18 protein-coding genes, 1 tRNA gene and 1 pseudogene are annotated in these 25,553 nt (G+C 43.9%); 4 read left to right on the top strand and 16 right to left on the bottom strand.

Going from position 1 to position 25,553, the window contains the following annotated elements; all coding sequences use genetic code 11:
* Position 1: 1 nt before the first annotated feature.
* The 13 genes and pseudogenes from RH45_RS10580 to RH45_RS10525 all read right to left on the bottom strand — a co-directional run bounded on the left by RH45_RS10580 (position 2) and on the right by RH45_RS10525 (position 19,540).
* The gene (locus RH45_RS10580; RefSeq protein ID WP_008076872.1) at positions 2-2,149 is read right to left on the bottom strand and encodes a GumC family protein; all 2,148 of its coding nucleotides are present in this window, start codon (positions 2,147-2,149) and stop codon (positions 2-4) included.
* A gap of 1 nt (position 2,150) precedes the next feature.
* Positions 2,151-2,726: a polysaccharide biosynthesis/export family protein gene (locus tag RH45_RS10575; RefSeq protein ID WP_039958510.1), complete on the bottom strand. Its 576-nt coding sequence runs from the start codon at positions 2,724-2,726 to the stop codon at positions 2,151-2,153.
* Positions 2,727-2,739: 13 nt separating this feature from the next.
* Positions 2,740-4,032, bottom strand: a complete 1,293-nt coding sequence (locus RH45_RS10570) for a hypothetical protein (protein ID WP_008076868.1) — start codon at positions 4,030-4,032, stop codon at positions 2,740-2,742.
* Positions 4,016-5,431 carry an undecaprenyl-phosphate glucose phosphotransferase gene (locus RH45_RS10565; RefSeq protein WP_008076866.1) on the bottom strand — a complete coding sequence of 472 codons (1,416 nt, stop codon included), beginning with the start codon at positions 5,429-5,431 and terminating at the stop codon, positions 4,016-4,018. Before RH45_RS10565 ends, RH45_RS10570 begins: the two co-directional genes overlap by 17 nt.
* A gap of 882 nt (positions 5,432-6,313) precedes the next feature.
* Positions 6,314-6,456, bottom strand: a pseudogene (locus RH45_RS23890) (class II fructose-bisphosphate aldolase); the annotation flags it as partial.
* A gap of 179 nt (positions 6,457-6,635) precedes the next feature.
* Positions 6,636-7,763: an HNH endonuclease gene (locus RH45_RS10560; RefSeq protein WP_039958508.1), complete on the bottom strand. Its 1,128-nt coding sequence runs from the start codon at positions 7,761-7,763 to the stop codon at positions 6,636-6,638.
* A 302-nt stretch (positions 7,764-8,065) separates the two neighbouring features.
* Complete coding sequence (locus RH45_RS10555; RefSeq protein ID WP_008076851.1) at positions 8,066-9,430, bottom strand: McrC family protein; 1,365 nt, start codon at positions 9,428-9,430, stop codon at positions 8,066-8,068.
* Positions 9,427-11,379, bottom strand: coding sequence for an McrB family protein (locus tag RH45_RS23730; RefSeq protein ID WP_008076849.1), 1,953 nt, complete (start codon positions 11,377-11,379; stop codon positions 9,427-9,429). The genes RH45_RS10555 and RH45_RS23730 overlap by 4 nt, the downstream gene beginning before the upstream one ends.
* Entirely contained in the window at positions 11,379-14,678 is a 3,300-nt protein-coding gene (locus tag RH45_RS10545; protein WP_008076848.1) for a type I restriction endonuclease subunit R, read from the bottom strand. Before RH45_RS10545 ends, RH45_RS23730 begins: the two co-directional genes overlap by 1 nt.
* Before the next feature lie 110 nt (positions 14,679-14,788).
* Positions 14,789-15,472 (bottom strand): abortive infection family protein, encoded by a 684-nt coding sequence (locus RH45_RS10540; protein ID WP_008076846.1) that lies wholly within the window; start codon positions 15,470-15,472, stop codon positions 14,789-14,791.
* Positions 15,462-16,793: a restriction endonuclease subunit S gene (locus tag RH45_RS10535; RefSeq protein ID WP_008076844.1), complete on the bottom strand. Its 1,332-nt coding sequence runs from the start codon at positions 16,791-16,793 to the stop codon at positions 15,462-15,464. Before RH45_RS10535 ends, RH45_RS10540 begins: the two co-directional genes overlap by 11 nt.
* Positions 16,783-18,399, bottom strand: coding sequence for a type I restriction-modification system subunit M (locus RH45_RS10530; protein WP_008076842.1), 1,617 nt, complete (start codon positions 18,397-18,399; stop codon positions 16,783-16,785). Before RH45_RS10530 ends, RH45_RS10535 begins: the two co-directional genes overlap by 11 nt.
* 121 nt (positions 18,400-18,520) lie before the next feature.
* Entirely contained in the window at positions 18,521-19,540 is a 1,020-nt protein-coding gene (locus RH45_RS10525; protein ID WP_008076840.1) for a hypothetical protein, read from the bottom strand.
* Between the two features lie 155 nt (positions 19,541-19,695).
* Between RH45_RS10525 and RH45_RS10520 the strand changes: the two genes are divergently transcribed.
* Complete coding sequence (locus RH45_RS10520) at positions 19,696-20,715, top strand: hypothetical protein (protein ID WP_008076838.1); 1,020 nt, start codon at positions 19,696-19,698, stop codon at positions 20,713-20,715.
* Between the two features lie 40 nt (positions 20,716-20,755).
* Here RH45_RS10520 and RH45_RS10515 read toward each other — a convergent pair.
* Together RH45_RS10515 and RH45_RS10510 are read right to left on the bottom strand one after the other, a co-directional pair.
* Positions 20,756-20,843: transfer RNA gene (locus RH45_RS10515), tRNA-Ser, on the bottom strand.
* Between the two features lie 230 nt (positions 20,844-21,073).
* Positions 21,074-22,936 (bottom strand): fructose-specific PTS transporter subunit EIIC, encoded by a 1,863-nt coding sequence (locus RH45_RS10510; RefSeq protein WP_008076835.1) that lies wholly within the window; start codon positions 22,934-22,936, stop codon positions 21,074-21,076.
* 202 nt (positions 22,937-23,138) lie between these two features.
* On the opposite strand from RH45_RS10510, the gene RH45_RS10505 reads away from it, so the two are divergent.
* Together RH45_RS10505 and RH45_RS10500 are read left to right on the top strand one after the other, a co-directional pair.
* Positions 23,139-23,444, top strand: a complete 306-nt coding sequence (locus RH45_RS10505; protein ID WP_008076833.1) for a PTS fructose transporter subunit IIB — start codon at positions 23,139-23,141, stop codon at positions 23,442-23,444.
* A gap of 6 nt (positions 23,445-23,450) precedes the next feature.
* Positions 23,451-24,227, top strand: a complete 777-nt coding sequence (locus tag RH45_RS10500; protein ID WP_008076831.1) for a PTS sugar transporter subunit IIA — start codon at positions 23,451-23,453, stop codon at positions 24,225-24,227.
* Here RH45_RS10500 and RH45_RS10495 read toward each other — a convergent pair.
* Positions 24,224-25,063, bottom strand: a complete 840-nt coding sequence (locus RH45_RS10495) for a helix-turn-helix transcriptional regulator (RefSeq protein WP_008076829.1) — start codon at positions 25,061-25,063, stop codon at positions 24,224-24,226. The two genes, RH45_RS10500 and RH45_RS10495, sit on opposite strands and share 4 nt — an antisense overlap.
* A 369-nt stretch (positions 25,064-25,432) precedes the next feature.
* On the opposite strand from RH45_RS10495, the gene RH45_RS23360 reads away from it, so the two are divergent.
* Positions 25,433-25,553 (top strand): PTS sugar transporter subunit IIA (locus RH45_RS23360; RefSeq protein ID WP_008076828.1); only part of this gene is annotated, 121 nt, incomplete at its 3' end.

Genomic DNA, 25,553 nt, shown 5'->3' with positions numbered 1-25,553 from the left:
ATTATGCACTTGCGCTATCTAAAGCTGAGACACTACCTTGAGCAACAAAACGAAGCGATTCCTCACCTTTTAGCTCATCAGAACTTACGCTATTCAATACACCGCCTAGAACATTAATTGCCTCGTAATCAAGCTTGGCAATGTCTTGTCGAACAGCATTCACTGAGCGTCGATTTGCAGTCATAACCACAACCACACCTTCTAGCATTTTCGCGATAACTTGAGCTTCTTTGTTTTCATTCAAGTTAGGTAAGTTAACGATCACGCGATCATAACCTTGCGCCAATGATTCCATCGCATTCTTCGCTTCAGGACGAGCTAGAAGAACAAGCGGAGACTGATTTGACAAACCACGTGGCATAAAGCTTCCACCTTGTTTCATCGCCATGACGTAATTTGCGATATCTCCTTTCTCCGAGATCCACTCTGCAAACCCTTTATGCTCTTTGGATGGTTGAGCCAAGAACTCTTCTTGCTTTGAAAGTGGGCTTTCGCTGCGATAATCAAGGTCGATTAGCAATGTACGATGATGACTCGCAAAACCATGAGCCATGAGTTGAGCAATAAAGCTCGCGCCTTCCTGTTTGCAAGTAGAAACTACACCGATGACGGAAGCATTTGGTGCGCTCAACTCAATTGCGCTATTAAGTCCATGAACGGTTTCCATCGCAGTATGGTTGCGCGTAATTCCACGAACCAAAGATGAACGCTCTGCACCTTTGTCAAACACAGGCATGTCGGCAAGCGGCGCCAAGCCAAGCTTTGAGGAAAGCTGACGTAAAGACTCCACTCGTTGGTTAGTTGCAGTGCGAATAATCACAAACAACACAGCCAAGATGAAAGACAAAACACCAACCATAGCGACAAGCAGTTTCTTGTTCGGTTTCTGCGGACGTTCAGCAGGTACAGCTGGGTCATAAATAAGCGCGTCCGGTTCACGGTACTGTGCCGTCAGTTCCTGCTCTTTGCTTCTCAGATATAGCTGCTGATAGAGATCTTCTGTTTTCTGAAGGTCTAATTCCATCGTATCGTACTGATCGCGTTTACCAACTAGGCCTCTGAACTCAGCCTTCTGTTGGTTCAAAAGCGCTTTGTAGCGGTTCTCTTTAGATAGGTACGACTGGTACTGTTTCTTAAGACCTGAACTCAACTCATCAAGCAATACTTTTGTTTGGCTTTCAACGGCCTCAATTTCAGCCTTCGCTTCAATGATCGCGTTATGTTTAGGACCATACTTGTTCTGCAAGTTGGAGAGCTTACGCTTGGCTTGAACTAAAGAATTTCGCAAATCCTGTAACTGAGGGTGGTTGGAAATCTCAGGTACCGATGCTACATCTTCAAGCGATGAGTTCATATTTCGCATCACCACTTCGTATTTAGCTTGTGCATCCAAACGGCGTTCTTTAGCATCAGCAAGCTTACTCGTCGTAATGCTTAGCTGCTCAGTTTCAAAGCCATCAATTCCACGGAATGTCAGTAGGCCTTCTTCTTTAAGGAACTTTTGAATTTGCGCTTTTTTCTCATCGACTTGCTTACGGATCTCATCCATTTGAGCTTCGTTCCAATCCTGGGCTAGCTCCGTCTTCTTGACTTTCTGAGCGACAGAATGGTCAATAAAAGCTTGAGCAACAGCATTAGCAACACGAGCGGCTTCTTTAGGATCTGGAGATTCGAATGAAACGTATACCAATTGCGTTGAGCGCACTGCAGTAAAAGTCAGGTGCTTACGCAGGTATTTAACCGTATTATCCAAGCGTTCACGCGGTGAGAGCTCCCAATTTCCGTTTTCAAGCAACTCATCACCGTTGTACTCAGCATTCTCATCCAATTCTAGCTGTTCGATCGCTTTCTCAAGTACAACGCGCGCTTGCATCAAATTAAATTGAGTATCGTAGTATTGGTCACGAGTAGAGTCGAAACCTTCCACCTGCTCGAACGGTGTCGCGTTGTCTGCTTGCGCTTTCAACAATACTGCCGATGTAGATACGTATTGTGAATCCATCGACATAATCAGTGGCGCTGACGCACCCGTTACAATAGCGCTAAACAACATGACTTTAAGTGCATGCTTCTTGAAGCCTTTCAATAGTGGAGCAAAATCGATACTGCTCTCGACTTGTTCACCTTGTTTAATCATACCAACTGTCATATTAGAAAAAACTCTGTTCAATTATTACGGTATCACCCGGTTTTACCGGATCAGTAAGTTCTACATCTTCAATAAGATGCGAATCTGCGCCTGAGCGGATGCGAATGTCAGATTCATCAGCGCGATCAGTAAACCCACCAGCCATAGCAATAGCTTGTTCAACGGTCATACGTGGTTGATATTCATAACCATTCGGTAATTTCACTTCTCCTGCAATATAGAAAAGTCGGAAAGACTCAAGGCTGACCGTCACCATTGGATTAAGGACATAGTCACCACGTAGACGGTCTTCGATTTCAGTCTCGATTTCACTTGGAGTTCTACCCGTTAATTGCACTTCGCCAATATAAGTAAAACTGACGACACCCGATTTACCGATTTTCAGATCCATAGACATGTCATCTTCGCCATAGACACTAATAGAGATCCTGTCCCCTGTACCCAAGTGATAATCTTGCGAAACATCTCGCTGACTTATCATCGGCTTGCTCGCTTCAATTTGATTATCATCGAGCACATCAGCACTGGCCTGACTTAGCCACAACACGCTCATCACTAGTAGCATTATTCTTCGCATTTCATCTTTACCTTTATATCTGCAACTTCAACTGCAATTGGATCTCCGACTGGTCATAACCTAACTGACGTTCAACCCATTGCGCAGTGTCCTCACTACCTATATAGAAACCTTCTGTCTCTTTACTTGAGTTCAGTTTGTTCCATAAGTAGTTCAGCTCTACGCGTATTGACGGCCGAATGTCATATCCTAGTGACACTTTGGCCAAGTGATTTTGATCATGACGATCAGTGTATGGTGTTCGATGATCATCCATTTCAAACCCATACTCCACACGAGACGTTAAGCGCTCCCCCCACCAACGGTGTTTCCACGCTGCCCCAATGTGACTATTCAGAATGTATCCACCAGCCTCATCCGGATCTTCAAGCTTCTGCCAGCTAAATAAACTAAACGTTGCTTGCTTAACCGGAGTCCAATGTGCTGCTAAATCCCAATTAATACCGCGGAAGGTTTCCGCCTCTGGGTTGTTAGTAAACTGCTTTTGCAACAAAGCAATTTTCCCATCTAGAGCCGTTTTTCCTGTCAATGCCGTATCTAAACCAAACAGGAAATAATGCTCAGTACTATTTTTCAGTTTGTTATCGTGATAGTTACGTTTATTGGTGATGAAGCTGTAACGAAAACGGCTATCTCTGCTGGCTTGATCATAGAGATCCACGGCCAAGCTGTTTTCTTGAAACTCTTGGCCTAACAAATATTGGTAAAACTCCTCGCTAGCATCTTCAATATGGTGCGTATCGCGAAAGGTTAACTCTTTGGTTGTAAAGCCAATATCTAGTCGACCACGGCCATCTAATGCGCCATAGCTATAAAGCAAGCCAGTATCAATATAGTTATTACGAATCCCGTATTTGGTCAGCCCGAACTCTTTAAACTGGTCGTAACTGAATCCTTCGGTAACGCCTTGACCTCGAAGCTCTTGATTCAATGCTTGAGAGATGTGCCAAGTCAGGCCCATTTTCTTGCCAAAGCGCCACGCACTTTCAAACTCCATGAACTGATTGATGTAATCGTCTGCTAGAGAGTCTTTATAGCGACGATAATCCATGTTGTATCTCAAGGTGTATTTATCTGCACCGTGGGTAGCCACCGCCTCTAAATAAGGGGCAACCTCAACATAGAAAAGATCGTGTGCTTGTTCAGGATCACTCTGAAATGTCACATTGTCATTGGTACCACTGCTTGTTTCCAAACGGGACTGGAACTCAATCCCACCTGGTCCTACATGTGGCTTTGGTGTTAATTCTGCTCTAACAGGCAAGCAAACAAGCAAGCCCAAGAACGCACTAGTATGCAGTCTCACTTACAAAACCTTTGAATATCGTTAAAAAGATAATTTTAAGATCCAACCACAAAGTCCACTTTTGCATATATTGGATATCGAACTGAATTCGCTTTTCCATTTTGTCTACGGTTTCCGTTTCCCCACGGTAGCCGTTGATTTGCGCCCAACCCGTAATGCCCGGTTTGATCTTGTGTCGAACCATATAGTTATCGACAAGAACACGGTACTCTTCGTTGTGTGCAACCGCATGAGGCCTTGGCCCTACGATTGACATCGTCCCTTGAATCACATTGAAAAACTGCGGCAGCTCATCTAATGACGTGCGACGAATGAACGCACCAAACTTAGTGACACGCGGATCATTTTTGGTCGCTTGTGTCACTACGGCACTGTTTTCCATCACCTTCATGGAACGAAACTTCCACACTTTGATTTTCTTTCCGCCTAGACCGTAGCGGTCTTGCTTGAACAACACAGGCCCCGGAGAACTAAGCTTTACGCCAATTGCCACTGCAATAAGCACCGGAGAAATCATCAACGTAATTGCCGAACCAATAATGATGTCTTCAATACGTTTAATCAGTGCACCCACACCATCAAATGGGGAGCCGAACACGCTGAACGTTTGAACACCACCCACCGACTTCACTTGCGAAACGTTCAAGTTGTAGGTGTACAAATCAGGCACTATGAATGTGTCTACTGTGCTGTTCGACAAAGCATCTAGGTATTGACGAATGCGATCCTTCGCCACCATAGGGAGAGCGATGTAGACTTCGTCCAACTCTCCGTCACGTGCCTTATCCAGCGCCAGTTGAACTTCGCCAAGGTGAGGAACGGAGTTCATGTAGCCAAAGCGCTCTTCATCTCGATCATCATAAAATGCGACGTCCATAGTTTGGTTTTGGTTGTCCTTGTGGATCGAATTAGAAATCGCCAAACCCGCAGGTGTCATACCAATAATGGCAATACGTTTTTTAGCTTCACCAACATTACGCAAAACGTGTGAGCAGCGAATGACCAATAGACGCAACATCGCCGCAACGGAGAAGATCACCAAACACCAAGTATTGAAAACGCCGACAGTCAAGTTACTAATGTTTACACCTTCCATACCCGCAAATACATAACGCGCAATCGCCATAAGAAAAATGGAAAGTACGGTCACTAAAATGAGACGCACAATGGACGCATCAATGCGGCGAATCACATCATTGCGATAGAGCTGTGCGCTCTGCCCTACGACTAGAAACACCATCGAGAAGATAAATGCCGCCGCTACATCAACAGCGGTTTCTGTTTTTCCTAGCCAACTTAAAAGAACGGACAGCGAAAAATTAATCATTAGAAAATCAGCCACTTTATATAAAGTGGCATACCCGTCATCAGCAAACTTTAATGCTCTACTTGAAGTCATCAGCAAACCTGTAAACGTCTTAGGTTATGGGGCGCGAGGAGAATAGACATTTATTTGACTATTCCTGTCAAATAAATGTCAGCATTAAATTAAGATATGTGCTTCGAATAACACATAAGCTAAATTTATCTTTTCCACTCAGATTACATGGTTGTAATGTGATTAATGGCCACTATCCTTGTGAGTATTTTCTTACAATAATCATGTTGCTACTTTATAGCCCAGTAAGAATAAATCATCAGATGATAGAAAGTGGATTAAACGTTATTTTTCGTTAGAGTACCATTGGTAACATTAATAATTACTAACAGAACAATAAGAAAGACAATAAAGAAAGATTTCCTTTCCCATTATTATCAAGCACTCAACCATTTGAATATAATAAAAATTCTTGGCGAATATATAGATAGAAAACCACCCTGTCAATTTGGCAAAAACCGGTCTAATATCGAAAGAAAAGCCATTAATTACAACAACTTACAGGGATCACACCGAAGTATTTAATACGTAATTTTGTTTCATTTTCGAATAAATAAGGAAGAGTATAAAAGACATTACCTTGCATCTTACAAGGCATTCAGAAATAACCCACAAGTGAGTATTTGGAAATAAAAATAAAATGACGTAAAAACAACCTAACGCCACGGCAATTAAATAAAAAGTAGAATATAGGGGAGTAATTACCTAAATTAAAATAACGTTAAATTATTCCCTCCCCGTTACACATTATTATCTTTTCCGTTACGATCTGTTTCATTGCGATCTTGCCCAGCGTGATATATTCTTTGGATCATTCGTGTCAGGATATTCTTAAAAATTCTGCTTTAACGCATTTTAAAAGGCTATTTTAAGCTCTGGCGCAACATTAACTTTGCAAATACCAAGCTCTTCACGATGATCAAGATGGAGCACAAAAGGAATGCGAAGCTTTACGCCACTTCTTGGCAAATACTGATCAAATAATCCGTCCCAGCATACTGATAAGTACCCAGTGCCCCGGCAAGAATCACGGGAGAGCCAATCTTATCTTTGACGACGCTGTTAAGTTGCTTCTTAGCTTTGATTTTTTGGTCTCGGATGAGCGCTAATCGACGCACAAAATGAGACCTTAATCGAACTCTCAAAACATATCATTTAGTTGCATAAGGGATGCAACGTAAATTAATCAAAAACTTGCGGCTAATGGAGCCTAGGGAAACCTATATCAAAATCCCTTAAACAGCTCTGCCCTGTGGTGGGCAAGATAGCGCTTATGTTCAGCGGCAATGTTGAATGACATGTTTTCATCCAACCCTATAGCATCAGGTGATTCTAGCTGACTAGAGATCATCACTTTTCCTTGGTCATTGAAGGAGATGAACCCAAGATCGAACGCTTTGTCTAGGTTTGCCAACAACAGAAGACCGTTAAATCTATCCAAACGCTCTTCGTTATTTGAGTCTCGCCAAGGTTTAATGTGTGACGCCAGAAGCAACTGAGTATTGCGATACCCTGTAACAGCGCATCCTCCCCACATCTGAATCAGCTTGGTTCTAAAACCGCCTTGGCCCATCCGTGTCTTCACAAGTATGCTTTTCTCAGTGTCTGATAGTGCTTTGTCTGACATGACTTGCTTGATGTCTGCGTTGACATCGATTTGAGAGACATCGGCGAGGAATTTTTGGTAATGAGACAAGGCAGCACTGTACATCCCCTTACCTTTACTATCTCGAAGTTGGAATTGCTCTAGCTTTCTTACCTTTTCTTCATAGCTAAGGAATCTGCGGTAGGAATTGATATTCGTAAGAGGTTGTTCGAGCTCTCCGGCGTCGATCAGCCAATTAGAAATCGAACCTTTGATTGCGCCCAAGTAATTACGCGCTGTTTTCTCCGATTTGCCAATATCGACCAGCCATTGATAATACAAGCTGGCCAAATCCGATAAGTTCGACACCAAGGCTTCTCTAATCTCATTGGCAACAATGTAGCTTTTCATGTAGTCAAAAAGCTCATTATCGAGATACACGTAGTTGACTGATTTTGCTGAGTAGCGACGGGTATTCGAACTGTTGTATCCGTCTTCGTATGAAAGGTGCCAAAAGCCTTCGCTCCTCAAATGAAAAAACGGATTATCTGGCGTGTTCTTATCTTTAGCCTGAGCTAAGTTGTCAAAATGATGGGTAAACCGCTCCTTGAGCGCTGAGTTCAAATAGATTCGGTTGGTTGCGATATGCCCAGCTTGGATGAGATCCATCACAGCCAAAAGCATACACACCTTGTGCGGGCTTTTCCTGCCACTTGCACTGTTCATCTTTAAGTTTTGGAACCGTTCAAGGTACAACTCTAATGCCACGGATCAACTTCCATTCTATCTCTGTGCCGAACGCCTTAGCCCAGCAATAACCGCTTAATCTGTGATTTCAAAAGTACATATGAAATCACCATTTCGTTTTCAGCCTTACCGAGTTTTCTTTAGTTTTGCTGGCAATTAAGTCACTTCTAAAATAAATATATCAACAAACTTGTTTGTTGATACTCCATGGGCCTACAAATCAACCATACGTTTAGAGATTTCTGTTAACAAAGCAGCGATTACTCAACCTATTGCGAAGTGTTTTGATAATCTAACTCTTAGAGTCTTTCCTTACACTCGAATTAGTTTGAGTGTAGTTGAAGAACTATAGTACTAGAGGCCAAGTTGAAAGATGATGGCCATCTGATGCCCGAACTTTTCTTCTCTGATATATCGAATGGTACAACCCAAAGCTTATGCCCATCTCCCAATTCAAAAGGGAAATGCAGTGCTTCATCAAAGTTATCTTGACGAGGGTAAATAAGCACCACATCTTGTCCACTCTCATCATCCGCCAAATACTTTTTCGCATAAGCAAACAATTGGTAAACATCCGATTGGGAAATATTTGAATTATTTAACTTGGTATTGAGAAGCTTCCACTTAGTATCGAGCACGACTTTATTGGTGCTTCCTTCCTTAATGATCAAGTCCGGGCGTAAGCTGAACTTGCTCCTGCCGCCATAACGTGCAAGGTATTCACCAGTAACTTGTGTACTAACAGTGAGCTTAGGATGGCTGACCACTAGTTGTTCTTTTAAGACGTTAGCAACGTAGTCTTCAAATACCTTCTCCATAGGGAACAAAAGAGAAGCTGCGTTCGCGCCCCCTTTCATCGTCTGTGGAGCAAAGCCTTCTAAGATTAGTCGACACCAATCTAGAGGTACCAGGTAATAACTCATCGCTCTATCAAGCCTGATTTTTGAAAAATCAAATTTATAGTTTCGGCTCTCAGGCACCTCACGAAATACAAACTCTAGTTCTTGTAATAGCTTCTGGTTAGCTGCACTTCGAGTATGTTTTTTGACTTTTCTTAGGGCGCTATGAATTAATCGATTAACGGGACGATCCAGCAAGAACTCATCATAATCACAGTAAAACCTTTGCTTATTAACGAAGTTATGTCTGACTTGTTTACTTACATTGAGTTTTCCTTTTAGGAACCTTAGGTTATCTTCCCTACGTACATAGTCACTTCTTAGCCCTCGCTTCACAAGTGTATTTACCGATTGCAAAAATTGGCCAATAAACACTTCGAGCAAAGGCATTCTTTGGCGGGCGATATTCGCATTTGATGTTTGAATGTGCGAAAAGCCCTTTAAAGCACGCAACATGATAAGCAGTGTCTGGCGCGCTCTAACACAATCACTTTCAGTGCACTCACTATTAAAGCTTTTGCCAATTTTGGGTAACACTTCAATTTGAGTTTTATCAGGCGTGAATATCACTCCTGCGTAGTTTTGAACTTGTAGCACTTCCATACCACTTCGGCGACGTAACTGAATTAAACGGTTTTCTCGTTCATCGCCCAAGCAAAGCTGCTTAAGGTATTCATAAGCTGATTTTGAAATAGCTTGAATGTGTGACGTTGCGCTTTGCTCTTGCACAACGTCTTCACTAACTAAACAGTCATATTCAAAGAGAGTTATCTCTTGCTTGGCTTTCACGCAACTGACTCACTCTCTTTGGCATAGATGGCTTTGTAAGCTTGAGGGTTATCCCAAACAGAACCTTTTCTAAACGGCTTAATTGAATAAGTAACCTTACTATCTTCATACAGATCTAACCCGTGGTTTGGGCCAAATAAATCAGTGTATGAGTCATCCGTCTTTTGTAGAAAATGCAAAGATTCATCTTGTTTCAAGCTGTCACCAAGAACCAACCGAATCTTGTTCCAATCCTCGTAAAAGTACTCCTCAAGTAGAGGGATGATCTTATTTTTAAATGCCGCTTTCAGCTCAAAAAACGCAAGCTCATGGTTGCCTGATTTTGCTGCATTGTAAGCAGGAAATAGGAATGCATGACCAAGGGTATGCTCACGGTCATAAAGGACTTCAATGCGCTTATTCAATGTTTCAAGTAGCCTAGATAAATTAATGCCTTTCACTTCTTCATCTGTAAACAACTCTGGTTTTGGCATCATCTCTTTAAAGTCAAAGCGACGACGTAATGCAGTGTCCATCATCGCCAGAGATCGGTCGGCCGTATTCATTGTGCCGATTATGTGCAGATTATCTGGGACAGCAAATTTGTCGCCTGAATAAGGGAGTGTGATTTCCAGCGACTCTTTCGCACCTTTTCGCTTTGAAGGTTCAATCAGAGTGATCAGCTCACCAAAGATTTTAGAGATATTACCACGGTTGATTTCGTCAATAATCAATACATAATTTTGACGTTTTATTGCTTGTTTCTGTTCGGTTGGCACTAAATCCTTTAAATAACGGACTAGCGGATTATAGTAAACACCAAGACCTGATGTGTAATCTCGTGCCCCCTCAAAGATCTCTTTCAATGTATTGATACTAAGAGTGTGGTCTTTTTTGCCATTACTTTTCTCAAAGAAAATACGCTTGGCATTAAAATCTATGACACGAAAAGACGTTTGAGACATTTTGATTTCAAGGCTTTCCTTTTCAGCCAGTTGTTCAGAAAAAGCTTGCCAGCTCAGCTCAAAGCTATGAGATTTTGACGCTGCTCTTTCCGTTGTGTGCTTAGCTGCTTGATCACATATTTGTCTAAAAACTCCCTTCTCAACATCATAAGAGATCTCACCCTCTTCTGAGTTGGCCTTTAGCCCCTCAACAAACTCCTCATAGCCATAGCTTTGATGGAATGTAACAAATCGAATTCGGCCAGCATCAGTCAGTGTTCGGTATTTTTGCGTTAGTGAATCTCTTTGTGTCTCTGTTGCACCAACTTCCGCATCAATGTCTAATCTAGCGTAAAAATCAGGTTCTGCGGCTTGAACAGCGGCTTCAATCGTATGGTAGGTTTTACCTGTTCCTGGTGGACCATAAAGTATTTGGTTTAGAGGCGCGATGACAGTCGACACACCATCGCTTACTTGTTCTTTGTTCACCGTATCCTCTTCCACCTCCATTAGATTTAACTTTCTAGCTACTTCATCATATGTGTAACCAAAGTTATTGATTGACTCGCTAGTCCATTTAACCAACTCTTCAAAAGTCATAGATAGCGCATCATCATGGCTTAAACGTGCAACAATGCTAGAGTTGTTATAATCACCACGCAATACACCGTACTGTGCGGTTAAAGCACTAGAGGCACTTACTGTATCGATCTTTACTGCAAGGTCATCTGTCGATATGTGCACTGTATATGCAAGTGCCTCAGGACTTTCAAATGTCGGATAAATCTTTGCCCATAAGTAAGGGAAAAAATTACCACCTTGGTTCACGGGACTGCGCCTAATCTTGACTCGGCCTCGCGGAAAGACTTTTTCCTTTACAGCTTCAGCCCACTTACCAACAATATCGTAAGCTTGTTTCAAAGTTCTATAGTCGGCTTTCTGCTCTGGGTTATCTCTATCGCTTCTTCGGCCTTGCCACTTGGTAAGCAAATCAATGTGATACTGCGTAAAATACTCACTACTCATTAACCTTTACCTTTCTTATAATTCTCAGCCTGCTCTAGCACGCCTTTATAAACATCATCATTTGCAATTGGCGGGAAGCCGTATTTATGCAGTAGCAAAATCAGGTCTACCTTAAGCTTGGCTTTGATATCATCTCGCCCTGCCCAATCAGGGTATTGGGCAACGTCATCGACAATCACTTTCATCTCTTTGGCGAGCTCTAGCATCTTGTCGTCTTCGTATTCAAATTCATACTTGGTGCGCATGTGCTCCAAGATATCGAGGAACGCTTTCTCTTCCATGTCGATACCGAGGTCTTCGAACGAGGTGAGCTCAGTTACCATCTCGCTCATTAGAGACGTCATCTCTTTAATGATACCCTCAAACATCTCATCCACGAATGGCTCGAACTCCTCACCTCGTAGTTCGTTACCTTCTCGGCGCTCGTTGTATTGGTCCACCAGCGATTGTAAGCGCTTGGAGAAGTCGACACCTTTGAGCTGGTTTACCTTTTTAAAGTCACTAATGGCTTTGCCTAGCAGCTTTTGTAGTAACTGGATTTTGGTATGAGGCAGTTTAAGCTTTAGAACTCGCTCCATGTACTCGTCATCGAAGATATCGATGGATTCTGCTTGCTCTTCACCAATAGTGAAAATTTCTTCTACGCCTTCAGCACGCAGCGCTTCTGCCACTAATTCGCGAACATGCTTGTTCATTTGTGCCGTGTCTGGCGCATCACCTTTGGTCAGCTTGTAAATGATTGACCGAACAGCAATGTAGAAATGAATCAAGTCGCGTTCTTGCTTAGAAAGCGACTCACTACCACAACATACGTCATAAGCCGCTTTTAAACGCTTCACTAAGCCCATGAAGCGATGTTCATTCTTCTTGTTCACCAAGACAAACTCTGCGGCAAGATTTAAGCATTCAAGCTGCAATCTAGGTTCGCCACTAAAGTATCCGGAATGGTCAAAGTGATGGAACATTTTACCCAGCAGATCGAGGTGATTCTTAACCTCTACTACCGAGAGTTGCACATCCTCAAAATTACTTTCATCGGCCTTTGAGTACATCGCAAGTGCTTGGTTCATTCGAGACTTAATACCGATATAGTCAACGACCAAACCTTTGTCTTTGCCTTCAAACTTACGGTTTACACGTGAGATAGTTTGAATCAGGTTGTGCTTCTGTAGTGGTTTATCGATATAGATGGTGTCGAGCTCTGGTACATCAAAACCCGTTAGCCACATATCCACGACTATCGCGATCTTAAAGTTAGATTTCGGGCGCTTAAACTGAGCATCTAGCGACTTGCGGTAATCTTTGGTTCCGAGCAACTTGTAAAGCTCGTCTTCATCGTTACTGCCACGAGTCATCACCATTTGTACCATTGCCAAAGGCAGGATCTCTTTAGCTTCTTGTTCAGTTAAGGTTTCACCTTCTAGGCACTTTTTAATTTCGAACCACTCAGGGCGCAGCAGCTTCACTTGCTTATAGAAGTCGTAGGCGATTTCGCGGCTAGCGCAGACAAACATTGCCTTGCCTTTGATTGTCGAACCTTCTGCGACACGCTCTTCATAATGGACGATAAAGTCTTTGGCTAATGCTTCCAAGCGGTCTTCATCACCTAAGATAGCATTCATATTGGCCGAGGCTTTTTTACTCTCTTCAATTTGATGCTCGCTAGCCCCTTGTTCCGCGCAATCTTGGTAATATTTTTCGACCTCTTCGAGCTTGCTGTTATCCAAAATCACTCTTGCGGCTCGCCCCTCATAAACAATACGAACTGTGATGTCATCATTGACCGCTTCGGTCATGGTGTAGCTATCTACTTTGTTACCAAACACATCTAGCGTTGCATCAATAGGCGTGCCAGTAAAGCCAACATACGTTGCACTAGGTAATGAATCATGAAGATACTTAGCAAAACCGTAGCTCTCTTTTACATCGACAGCAACGCCGTCTTTGTATTGCAGTGTGACCTTTTTATCGAGATTGACTTGAGAGCGGTGCGCCTCATCCGAGATGCAAATGATGTTGGTACGGTCAGAAAGCACTTCAATGTCTTCAGTGAACTTGTGGATAGTCGTGAGGAACACACCACCGCTTTTTATTCCTTGTAGTTTGTCACGGAGGTCTTGTCGGCTAGTGACAGAAACCACCATCTCGTCACCGATATAATCACTGGCATTACAGAACTGTTCGGAGAGCTGATCATCTAGGTCGGTACGGTCAGTAATAAGAACAATGGTTGGGCTTTCAAAATCAACGCTCTTCATTAACAAGCGAGACAAAAACTGCATGGTGTAGCTCTTACCACAACCTGTCGCCCCAAAATAAGTACCGCCCTTACCGCTACCCCATGGCTTACGCTCTTTGTCGATGTTGTAATAAAGCTTACGAGCTGCGTAGTATTGAGGATAACGACAACACACCTTCACTTCTTTCTTCGAGGTATCTGGGAAGAAGATGAAGTTTTTCAACACGTCTAACAATCGAGTTTTATCAAACAGGCCCGCTATCATGGTGTAGAGAGAGTTAATGCCTTGTTTTTCAGTGGACTCGTTACCTGTCACTTTGCGCCAAGCGTAATAGAAATCATAAGGGGCAAAGGCGTTACCCATTTTGTTGTTTACGCCATCGCTAATAATCGTCAGGGCGTTAAACACAAACAATTTAGGAATGGCGCGCTTATAGCGGATGTGGATTTGCTCCCACGCATCATAGATGGTCGCTTGCTCTTCACGTACAGCGCTTTTAAATTCAAATAGGACGAGCGGTAAGCCATTAATGTAGAGAATGCCATCAGGGATGCGTTCTTCATCACCATTTTCAATCTTCAATTGATTTACGACTTTGTAGATGTTTTGGTCTACGGGTTCGAAAAAGCTAACACTCTCTTCTGCGACTTTTGGCTCAGCAGATGGTGTTTTGTCTTCCAGAAGAGGCACAAACATTAATCGCAGTGCTTGTGCCAAATGTTTGGTGTCTATCAGCTCTACGTAGAGGTCTTTCTTGGAGCGGTCTTCACGCTTAAGTAAAAAGCCATTCGCAAGCCAATCACAAAACGTCTTGTTGCTTTCGTATAAGTCACTAGCAGGTAGGCGATTAAGCTGGTGGACGATTTGGTCAATCTCACCTTCAGTAATGTCGTCCGCTTGATATTGCTTGGCAAGGTAAGTACGTAGGTCATCGAGAAGCAGCACTTGCTCTTTGTCTTCACGGGCTATTTTCTCACCGACGACATGCGGATAGCCTTGCTCCCCCAACAACTCAATGATGGCTTGTTCGAGTTTGGCTTCTGTAAATTTTAAGCTCATATTTTGTATCAATTCCTAGCACAACTAAATAAGGCAAGCCCTTGTTATTCATATTTAATTAGAGGGGCCAAAAATCTCCTACAAGGTCGATACTTTCAATAAAAAAATCATTACTCATCATCATCGTCCTCTTCCTCTGTTCCTGAGTACTGAATTAACATTTCCCTGTATGCTGACGGGTCCCGTTCAAAAAGCACCAGGCTTGCCGTAAGCTCTAGTGTTCGACTTTGAGACAAATGCATAGAGAAACCATCAAACTGACCATCCAGCCAATCATTAAACTCGGGATAATCGTCATACTGAATGCGAAAATGCTTCTCGGGCTCTAATGTTTCACGGTGTTTGCGGTATAAAAATGCCGCTAAACCATCAACAGAAGAAAGAACAAACTCGAGCTCCTCCATTCTGAGCGGATTCTGGTGATAGCCATCACCTCCATGAGAGGCTGCTCCATATTTGTTCCGAAGCTCATTTGTAACATTTACAACAGACCCCGCTAAACGTGATATTTTATCGGAAACATCATCATTTTCACTAAACCGTAAGCTGTCTTTAACGTCACGGAATAGTGGAAAAAACTCCTTTCGTAAATTTGGTTCCTCTATTCGATCAGAAATGATGGTTTTAAAAACTGATTCAAGAAATGCTTTGGATAGATCAATGGATAATGATGGGTCCCTGCTCTGAATCGCTGACTCCAATCTCTCTTTTTGCTCAAGGAGATGCACAGCAGTATCGGTTTCAGCTATAGCTTTGGTACTTAAACCAAGTCTAAAGTTATTATCATTTGCCACTTCTAATTATCTCCAGCTCACCCGATATAAGCTTTGGCAGAAGTGAGCTCTGCACAGTTGCAAGCAGGCTACTTTCCCCAACATTGCTCGAGATTTTGTTTAAGTACACCTCAACATTTTTTGAGAAAGCTTCAACAATAGGGCAAGGCGGTACTAATATACTAATCGATTTAAAGGTTTTCTTACTGATTTCAGCAAAAGTTGTGCCTCCAGATAATCCTTTTATCATGTCCATTTGGGAGTCGAGCCAATACAAGATGTATTCTTGTGATAATCGTCTAGATTCAGGAATAGCAATATAACCTTGGTTGATAGCAACGGGGATTTTCGTCAAAGCTAGGTAACCAACTGGTGCTCTTGAGGACATCAAAACTGTTTCTCTAGGTAACAGTCCAGAGGTAATTTTCGCTAAACCTGCATCTGTAATCTTTCGCGATGTTTCAAACATAATCTTGGTGTCGTTATCAGAAAGATCTTTTGGTGAAGTCCAATTGATATTACCACCATCCCAGAAGTCAGGGTTCTTTGTACTCGGAGTTGAACCACCTTTGACAGTAAGCTCTTGTCCAGCAGTCGATGTTTCCCACCCCTTAGGCACCCAGCCTGATTCACTTTCTTCAAATTCACTTGGAAAGAGCCGACGAACATCATCAGGCAGCGGTTTAAAGTCCGCGCTTTCACGCACAGCTTTGCGACGTTCAACTCGGGATTCAAACACCTCAGGAATGTCACTGCCTGCATCAAGGGCGTTATCAATCACTGGGTCAAAATCCACAAACCAAGATTTAAACAGCACTTGCGCCATTTGTTCTAGAGTTTGGTTGATTTGGGTATTTAAAATTAGTTTTTCCTCAATTCTATTGAGGATCTGGCAGTTTTGTTCTTGAACCGTTTTAGGAATCAAATCGATATCAATTGATTTAAAAGCAGAATGATTCAAATCTTTCTGCACTGAACCAGATGCGACACTATTTGCTAGTTTGATTATATGTGGCTGCTTTAAAGTCCAATAAATATAATCATGTGTTACAAGGTCCTCGTTAGGGATAACCTTAAAGCAGTTATTATGTACAACACCTTCCCTTCCTCGAAAAACTAATCCAACTTGACCTGTACGAGTAAAAATAATTTCATGCTTCTGAGCTATACATTTTGTAGGTGCAGTTTCTTTAGTTAAATATTGTGCCTCAGTCCCATTAATCAAATCTGTAATACGAAGCAACGGTAACCCTGAATCCCCCATAAGGTGCTTAGATTTACTGTTTACTGCAAACCCTTGGGATAAGGAAACAACATCGCCAATACTTACCTTACTCCCCATAACCCAATCCCTCCAAGTCACTGCGAATCGCTTTATCTAGCACTTCAGCTTGGTTCATTTGGTTATATAGAGTTTGGGATAGCTCACGCATCTTGGTTTCAAATGGAATACCGTCATCTTCGACTTCCGCAGCGCCTACGTAGCGCCCTGGAGTGAGAACAAAATCGTTGGCTTTGATCTCATCAAAACTTGCTTGTTTACAGAAGCCTGCAACATCTTCATATTTCTCAAGCTTACTATCGCCACGCTCTACACGGGCTTTTAGCTCTGCGTCATCGCTGCGCCATGCATGGTAAGTGTCTGCAATTAGCGCGATATCATCTACGGTTAGCTCTTTGTGTACGCGGCTGGTCATGGTGCCCATTTCACGTGCATCAATAAACAGCGTCTCTTTTTCACGCTGGCGGTAGCCTTTCGCAGCATTGGCTTGCTTGTTCTTGGTGATAAACCAGATACAGACTGGGATTTGAGTTGAGTAGAACAGCTGCCCCGGTAAGGCGATCATACATTCCACCACATCGTTCTCGATAAGCTGTTGGCGGATTTCCCCTTCACCAGAAGTGTTTGAGCTCATTGAACCGTTGGCCAAGACAAAACCTGCTGTGCCTGTTTCACTTAACTTAGACAGCATGTGCAGAATCCAACCGTAGTTGGCATTACCCGTTGGCGGTGTGCGATAGCCAGAAAAGCGTGGGTCTTTAGTTAGCTCGTTCTCGTCACGCCATTGGCTAATGTTAAACGGCGGGTTGGCCATAATGTAATCGGCTTTAAGATCTTTGTGTTGGTCCGCAAAGAAGGTATCCGCTGGGCGCTCACCCAAGTTGCCTGATAAGCCGCGAATGGCTAAGTTCATTTTCGCTAGCTTGTAGGTAGTAGAGGTCAGCTCTTGACCGTAAATTGCGATGTCTTTGGTGCGGCCTTCATGCTGTTTTACAAACTTTAAAGACTGCACGAACATACCGCCCGAACCACAGGCAGGGTCATAAATTTTACCTTGGAACGGCTCTAGCATTTCCGTAAGTAGAGTTACGACAGACTTTGGCGTATAGAACTCACCACCGCCTTTACCTTCGGTTGCAGCAAACTTACCAAGGAAGTATTCGTAGACTCGACCTACTAGGTCTTCTTCGCTCATGTCACACTCATTAGCAAGTGTGTCGATGTTCTCGATGGTGTCGATCAGTGACGCGAGCTTCTTCACTTCAAGGTCTTGACGAGAGAAGTAGTTGTCTGGCAATGCGCCTTTCAAGCTTGGGTTGGCTTTTTCAATATTAGACAAAGCAGTATCAATGATGACGGCAATGTTGTCTTGTTTAGCGTGCTTTTTCACGTATGACCAACGAGAAGCTTCTTCGAGGTAGAAGATATTGTCTTGCTGGTAGAACTCTTTCATTTCAACAAAAGCTTCTTGCTCGTCGTCAATCATCTGCTGGCGACGAGTTTCAAACTTGTCGCTGATGAATTTAAGGAATACAAGGCTCAATACGACGTGTTTGTATTCTGACGATTCGACACTGCCGCGCAGCTGGTTGGCGGTATCCCAAAGGGTTTCTTCAAAGCCTTTCTTTTTCGCAGGGGCTTTCTTCTTTGCTGGTGCTTTTGCCATGATGATAAATACTTCTCAATAGATGAACTTGGCCCCGAAAACCGAGCCAAGATTTATTGCGAGGTATTGTATCGTAAATGCAATTTTTTGCATTGGTTAGGATGAGGTTTTGCTAGACAAATTAAACGGTTGTTATTGAATCTACCAATGTTGCTGGGCGTCCTGAGATAAAAGCCGCCTTTATTCCTAGCTCAACAACACATGGAAATGTCATTGCAGCGAGTTGCGGCAATAGCGCTTCATCAAAATAGATGCTTTTCACTTCATAGCCACCATTCGCTCTCACCGTATAATTAACCGTTGAACTTGAACGAATCGGGTTAGTGACATGGAGCATCGAGAAATCGAAGTTCCGTGCTTTTTTGCGTGAGTAACCATGCGCTGAGTTATAACCGAGTAGCAGCATTTGATTTTGTTTGAGGACAATAGGAGTACTTTGGTTACTAGTCTCTTGTTCCTCTAGTACCGCTAATCTCATTCGCTCGTTTATTATCGAGATCTCAAACTCAAGTTCGTTTCGCAACCTGGTTTCTAGCTGTTCAATGATTGGATGGTAAATCCATTTTCTTGGCGCTTGTTCAATTACGCTGGCCGTCAACGATTCTAGTGGTTCCATTAAGTCAAGCTCTGAGACATAAATCGCCATCATCGGAACACCTAAGCGCTTCACCTTCTCCAGCTTTTCTTCAGACACGTCATTAGTCACCACAATTTCAATAAACACCCTCTGCTGGTGGTCAAATACTCCTGTCACATCGGGAATAAAGTCACCCTCCGTTTGCTCTAGTAGAACCTCATTAAACATCAACAGTTCCGCGGCCAGCGTTTCATGTTTGGCATGTTCGATACCAGCCAGATCAAATTGATGGCAAGACACTGTTAGCTCTGGTGACAAAATGCGCTTTTCATTTTCAACAATATGCTTGCAGATTTTGTGCAAAGCGCTCTCACTGCATTCGTTACTGTCCATCGCATGATGAGCAAAATGGTGCTGTTTCAATTCCCCTTTTTTTGCCACTAGCTTATCGCCACAACCTATACAAGAACACTTACACGCTAGCCCACTTTCAACTTGATCGATATGAACCAGTTGGTCGTTCATTAAGCCATATGCGCTGATATTTTTTTCTAGATGACTCATGTTTCTCTCCAGTTTTCGTTTCAAATTATATGAGTAAATAAGGGGAGCTCCCTCGAAGAACGAAAACATCATGGCTAAGAAAAACGATATGAAACAGAGCATTACCTAGCAATACTAGGTAATATTAGGTTTGTGAATGCATATAGAGAAACATCATGAATAACAGTAGTGAAGAACTAAAGGCGGCCATTGCTGTAGCGGAAGCATTTTGGCAGGACTATACCCACAATGATAAAAGCAACATGTTTTGGGATGTACTTCAGGCCATGGTCTCTTTAGTGAAAGAAAGCTCATACCTCGAAGCTGGGGTAACTGAAGAATGTTATTTTACATCAAGTGAACTGGCCGAGAGAGCAGCCTATTTGTCGAATAAGAAAGCCTCTAGTTTTAATAGCTCACGGCTCAATGCGTATTTAAAAAAGCTCAATCTACGACTGGATGAACTCGCTCCGTCTTTAGAACGTATCGCTGCTGAACTTGGCTTTGATGTCATCCCTGCTATATACAAGGAGTCAAACTTAGGGGGGCAAGGTAAGCAGTCCATTTATCGACTTTATGCAAAAAAGATTGAGACTAGCCCATTAGAAAGCCTTGATCCTACAAAGGCTGTCGATACTCCTAAAGATCTCGATGAAATCAACTATTACCTTGAGTCTGTGCCTAAGCTACCAATTCACACCCGCTGGCTACACGACATTGATATGGACAAACATCGCTGGAAGATGCTCCTTTTTACAGGTAGCCCTGTAATACTCCCTGTCTTATGTGTTGTGTTCTTATACCTTTCATTGGCTGGCCTTGTGACTCCTACTTTCCTGTCTAGGTTCATTATGTTCACGATTTTATACGTTGCAGCTTTTTTAATCTTTTTCAGGTATTTGATAGATGTTCTAAACAACAACATCACTACAATTCCAGACGTTATGCTGCCATTGAGCCTAAAGTCAGCAGTCTTGCATTACGAGCTAAAAGAGCCTGGGAGTAAGGAAGGACGAATCAAACGATTAGCAGTGAAAGTGTACAAAGCCAAATGCCCGGTATGTGGTTATCGAGTAGATATCAAACCCGTAGGCTTACCGTTTCGCTCAAGATTGATCGGCGTCTGCGACAACAACCCACTAGAACATAGGTATAGCTTTGATTTCACGACTCAAAAGGGTACAAAACTGACTTAAAACGAAAAAGCCCCAGCATTTCTGCTGGGGCTTTAGAATGTGGCGGTGAGTGAGAGATTCGAACTCTCGATACGTTGCCGTATACACACTTTCCAGGCGTGCTCCTTCAGCCACTCGGACAACTCACCGAATCAAATTGTGGTTGGTTTCGTTAACCAACGAGGCGCTAATTTAATGATTCTATTGGGGTAGGTCAAGTGGAATACCTAAAAAAAGCCAGCATTGGGGTTTGTTTGGTTACTTACTAGCTAATTTGAACGCTAATACAACAAATTAGCCTTGGTATGGCTGTTAAAAAAGCGCCACCGTTTGGTGAAGTAAAGAGCATCGCCGCCGGGGGCGGCCTCATAATCGGTTGCTAGTTTTTGTACAGCAAGGCTCTGGCATTTAAGATCGCGTCTTTGGTGCTCACATCGAGCGCTTTAATGTTTTTAAACCGTTCTGGCTCTTTTATCGCAACATCGTGCGCAAAGATAACAAACTTAGCGTTAGCGATGTCGGTTTCAGTAATGCGGTTGTTGATCCCATCGGCTCCTTGGGTTTCTACCTTGATTTTAACCCCTATGGTGTAAGCGGCTTTCTCTAACGATTTTGCGGCTAAGAAGGTATGCGCCACACCAGATGGGCATGAAGTCACCGCCAGTACCTCGGCCTCCCCTTCACCATCAAATTGATGATAAGCACGAGCTAGGCGGGCTTGCTCTTCCTCATCGACAACATTTTTCTTTAGCAGTATCACAATACACGCGGTGGTTAGCGCTCCGGCTAGCGTGCCAACAATGTAGCCAAGTTTTCCATCCACCACAGGCAGCACAATCCAGCCGCCCCATGGTGCGTGGTTAATCACATGGAACATAAAGCCGACAACGTTACCGACGATGCCACCTGCCACAATGGCAGGTAACACGCGCGCTGGGTCTGCGGCAGCAAATGGGATAGCACCCTCACTGATGCCGATCATACCCATAATCCCTGCGGCTTTACCGGCTTCGCGCTCGTCGCGTTTAAACTTTTTCGGTGAAATGAACGTCGCTAAGGCCAAACCTAACGGCGGCGTACAAATGGCGATGCCTACCCCGCCCATTAACCAAGGCTGGGTATTGACCTGCGTTTGAGCAAACAAGGTTGCCACTTTGTTGACTGGCCCACCCATATCAAATGCCGTCATTGCACCAAGTACAGTGCCGAGCATCACCTTGCCGGAGCCTGCCATACCGGTTAACCAATCGTTGAGCATCATCATAGCGTTCGCAATGGGGGCACCTATCATCCACATCACTAAGCCGCAGGTCGCGAAAGTGCCGACCAAGGGGTAAATAAATATCGACCCGAGAGACGTCATGCTCTCGGGTAGTTGAATCTTTTTCAGCAGTCGAACGATAGAGCCTGCAAAAAAGCCCACCACAATCGCGCCCAAAAAGCCGGTATTGTATTGGTCAACCGCGACCCAAGAGCCAATCATTCCCGGTGCTAAACCTGGCTTGTCGGCAATTGAATAGGCGATATAGCCACCCAAGACTGCCGTAAACAAGGTTAAACCGGCAATGCCCATTTGCGCGATGTCTGCCAACACGCCTTTATCAGGGACAGCGCCATGACCGGAGATCATGACCGACAAAGAAAGCAGCACCCCACCCGCGACAATAAACGGAATCATATGCGAGGTACCAAACAGAAGGTGCTCCTTGATATGGGCTAACCTGAGCTTCCAAGGGCTGAGGGGCTCAATCATTGCCACCGGATCAGTAAAATCGAGGTTGTCATTGGTGGAAGAGACATCGGTCAGCAGCGCTCTCGCCTCTTCAACACTCTGTGCGCCTTTGAGCTGCTCAATGAACTCTTCTTCAATCAGCTTGGTAGAAAGGTGGGCCAACAACTCAATATGGTGGTGATCATCGCCATCTGGGCAAGCCAGCATAAAGAATACATCCGAGAGCTCCCCATCCTCTGCGCCATAATCAATACCAGCTCGGCTGATGCCAATCGCCACCGCCGGCTGAGCGACCGCCTCACTTTTCGCATGCGGGATCGCCACACCATCTTCAAAGCCAGTGTTTCCTATTTGCTCTCTTTTCCATAGATCGCGAAGAAACTGCTCTTTGTCAGCCAATTTGCCAGCACTATCGAGCATACCCACTAACTCTTCGAGCGCGCCTTGCTTGGTGTTGGCTTTGAGATCTAAACAGATTGTCTCTAGCTCAATCAGGTTTGTCATATCCATTATTGATACCTTCCGGTGTTCGCGCTCGAACATAGATTAACCAGCCGGTGTTGCCCAAGATATAGGACGAAAACACCCTCAACTGGATTAATGTAACACACCATTTAAACTGTGATGCGGGTCTTTCAAATCTTGGTGGTAAATCAAAACAGCGTGCGATTGCTGTGCTAATATCCGCAAAAATGACTTATAGAGATTTGTTGTGAAAATTGTCGCTGTCACCGCCTGTCCCACAGGCATTGCACATACTTATATGGCAGCCGATGCTCTGGTAAAAGCTGCGCCGAAGTATAAAGTACAAATTAAAGTCGAAACACAAGGAGCCATGGGGATTGAGAACCTTCTCAGCCCTCAAGATATCGCCCTTGCCGACAAAGTGTTGCTGGTCTCTGATATCGATGTTGATCAGCCCGCTCGATTCGAGGGAGCTAATGTGGTGCGCCTCTCCATCGAAGAGGTACTGGTTAACGTCGATAAAGTCTTTCTAGTTCACTGCCGCGACGCTTAATGGCTTATGAACGAGTATCAAATCACCTTTCTTGTTGAAGACTCAGACGCCAGCGCACACATTGCCCAACCACTGCGCAAGCTGGCGAAAAAGTTCAAAAGCAGCATCCAGATCATCAACATTACTCGCAACCGAAGCGCCGAGTTAACTAAGTCGGTAGCTCTCATGCAAGTAGGGCTAGTGCAAGGCGATCTATGCCAGATCACCGCGATTGGCGTTGATGCCGAGCTGGCCTGCTTTGTACTCAAAGACGTGGTAGCCGAGTACTACACCTTAATTGGCTCGCAAATTAACTATGAGTTTTCCAACCAATTGGCTGAGCGCCTTCCTCAGTTAAGCCCAGCCAGCAAAACCCAATGGTATTACGCCAAGGCCCATACCGAGCTCACCAAGTTTGAATGCCTGAAGGGGCTCGCCCAATTGATCCATCCTGGCCACCCAGATGAGCTGTTGTTAGCTTTCATTAAACGTGAAGAGCGCTCGTCTACCAGCGTTGCTCCCGGCCTCGCTCTGCCGCATGTGATGTTCGACAATATTGATCATATCGCTATCGCCGTGATCGCCAGCGACAACCCGATCGACTGGGCATCCAAAATGGGCAAGGTTCATCTTTCTATAGCACTGGTGATGCCTTCTAAACCAAACCGAGAGCAGATCATCGCCGCCACCAACCTGACGCGAAATCTGCTGTGCGATCAAATCTCTCACCGGCTGCTGCTCACTCGCAGCAGTGTCGATTTACAAGCGATCTTGATGTACTGCATGTCGAGGCTGCTGCCTTAAACAGAGCCTCGATACTCCGTTGGGGTATGGCCTGTGCGATTTTTAAACACTCGGCAAAAGTAGTTGACGTCTTTAAAGCCGCAGCGCAGAGACACCTCATTAAGCTTGAAGTTGTACTTTTTCAGCATGAACTTCGCGCGGTCGATTCGTACCCAAGTAATGTAATCCGCTAAGGTCATGTGCCCCTGTTGGCGGAAAAGCCGTGATAGGTGATTGGCCGAGATGCTAAACCGCGTGGCGATGCTGTCACGGGTGATCGGCCGGTGGAAGTTTTCCTGAATATAAATACAAATGCCCTGATACAGATCTTGCACGCGACTATGAGATTGCTGCGCTGGCGCTTCCAACATCGACTTGCTGTATTGCAATAACGCTTGGAGCAACAACTCGTCCATTGGTTGTTTGTTCGGCTCTCTGGCAAGCGCGCTGAGTGCTTCAAGAATGTTATCGATAGCAAAACCGGATCGCGTCTGAATGCTGTGCTTTTGAATATCGTAAAAGCTCGCTTCTCCTTTTCGTTTGCTGACAAGGCTCAAGCCCAATTGCCGACGGCCAAACAGCATGCTTAACACCGAACAATCGGTATCCCAGTCAGGTTTGTTCCAACAGTTTGGTGGCACGAATATCGCGTCTCCCGTCTTGGCGACAATTTTGCTGACTTTACGATCATGACTTTCCATTTCATTTACGTATTCCCCATCCAGCACCAGTTCTAAACGTGGGAAGTTCACTTGATAGCTAAACGCCGGAGGCGTATGAAAGTCCCCTGCGAACCAAATGTTATGAAAAGATTCTCGCTCAGTTAATACCGACGAAATGAGGTCATGGAAAATCATTTGTTTCTATCTCTATGGCCGCGAATAGCGCGATACCATTAGATATACTCTTTACCTGCTCATAGCGCTATTGAGCAAAATCACAATTTGAGAACAAGGTTACAATAATCCAGTTTAGGCGATAAATATCCAGCCAAGTCCGTGCTAAATCCCCACAATAATTCAGCCTTAAATCTCTCAAAACTCCTGATATTAAAGGGACTAAGGCGAGTCAAACCGAGCGATAAACACCCCAACCTACCGATCAAAATCACACTATCCAAAGCAAGCTACAATCATCCAGTAAATGCATTTTTTCTTCACTACAGAGCGCTGCTGATAGATTTCAAAATACCCCTAACAAAACGAGAAAAGCATTAGGGGTTCACTATGATCACCAAATTGATCAACCAAGATTTAATCAAACTCGATCTGCAAGCCAGCTCCAAACAAGAGGTGTTTGAAGAGCTGATTGAGGTTTTACATCAACAAGGCCGAATTGCCAGCAAAG

The sequence above is a fragment of the Vibrio sinaloensis DSM 21326 genome, from assembly GCF_000189275.1.
Taxonomy (GTDB): Bacteria; Pseudomonadota; Gammaproteobacteria; order Enterobacterales; family Vibrionaceae; genus Vibrio; species Vibrio sinaloensis.
Note: the sequence above shows the minus strand (reverse complement) of the source record. Positions and strands in the feature narration are given on the sequence as shown.

Excerpts from the sequence above, each read along its gene's own strand:
- RH45_RS10525 (WP_008076840.1), bottom strand. The coding sequence starts at position 19,540 with ATGAGTCATCTAGAAAAAAATATCAGCGCATATGGCTTAATGAACGAC.
- RH45_RS10580 (WP_008076872.1), bottom strand. The coding sequence starts at position 2,149 with ATGACAGTTGGTATGATTAAACAAGGTGAACAAGTCGAGAGCAGTATC.
- RH45_RS10495 (WP_008076829.1), bottom strand. The coding sequence starts at position 25,063 with ATGATTTTCCATGACCTCATTTCGTCGGTATTAACTGAGCGAGAATCT.
- RH45_RS23730 (WP_008076849.1), bottom strand. The coding sequence starts at position 11,379 with ATGAGTAGTGAGTATTTTACGCAGTATCACATTGATTTGCTTACCAAG.
- RH45_RS10565 (WP_008076866.1), bottom strand. The coding sequence starts at position 5,431 with ATGACTTCAAGTAGAGCATTAAAGTTTGCTGATGACGGGTATGCCACT.
- RH45_RS10500 (WP_008076831.1), top strand. The coding sequence starts at position 23,451 with ATGAACGAGTATCAAATCACCTTTCTTGTTGAAGACTCAGACGCCAGC.
- RH45_RS10510 (WP_008076835.1), bottom strand. The coding sequence starts at position 22,936 with ATGGATATGACAAACCTGATTGAGCTAGAGACAATCTGTTTAGATCTC.
- RH45_RS10535 (WP_008076844.1), bottom strand. The coding sequence starts at position 16,793 with ATGGGGAGTAAGGTAAGTATTGGCGATGTTGTTTCCTTATCCCAAGGG.
- RH45_RS10545 (WP_008076848.1), bottom strand. The coding sequence starts at position 14,678 with ATGAGCTTAAAATTTACAGAAGCCAAACTCGAACAAGCCATCATTGAG.
- RH45_RS10575 (WP_039958510.1), bottom strand. The coding sequence starts at position 2,726 with ATGCGAAGAATAATGCTACTAGTGATGAGCGTGTTGTGGCTAAGTCAG.
- RH45_RS10520 (WP_008076838.1), top strand. The coding sequence starts at position 19,696 with ATGAATAACAGTAGTGAAGAACTAAAGGCGGCCATTGCTGTAGCGGAA.
- RH45_RS10530 (WP_008076842.1), bottom strand. The coding sequence starts at position 18,399 with ATGGCAAAAGCACCAGCAAAGAAGAAAGCCCCTGCGAAAAAGAAAGGC.